The sequence below is a fragment of the Hungatella sp. SL.1.14 genome (assembly GCF_024460495.1).
Classification (GTDB): Bacteria; Bacillota; Clostridia; order Lachnospirales; family Lachnospiraceae; genus Hungatella; species Hungatella hathewayi.
Map to the genome: position 1 here is coordinate 1 of NZ_JANFYJ010000405.1, position 296 is coordinate 296.

Consider the following 296-nt stretch of genomic DNA (forward strand, 5'->3'; position numbering starts at 1 on the left):
GTTCAGATGGTGGAAGAACGGAAAAAGAATCAGGGGAACGTGTGACATACAAGTTTGACAAACAGACGATTCTGCCCGGATACCGTCTGCCGGAAGATGGAATCGTGCCATTCCTTCGTATAGCCTGCTGCCTTACCCAGTGTGATGTCTTCTGCGAGAACCTCGCTCTTTATTACTTCGCCATGTGCTTCCAGAATACCGGCAATCTTCTCATTGCGTTCGCTGGTGATGAGAATATGATCCATCACCTCAAAACCTGCTTCCTTACGCATGGTCTGAATCTTGCTGATCAGTTC

General features: G+C 48.0%; 1 protein-coding gene. It reads right to left on the bottom strand.

What is annotated here, in order from left to right:
* Positions 1-29 precede the first annotated feature (29 nt).
* The coding region (locus NE473_RS31575) for a DUF5915 domain-containing protein (protein ID WP_256265678.1) at positions 30-296 on the bottom strand (267 nt) is incomplete at its 5' end.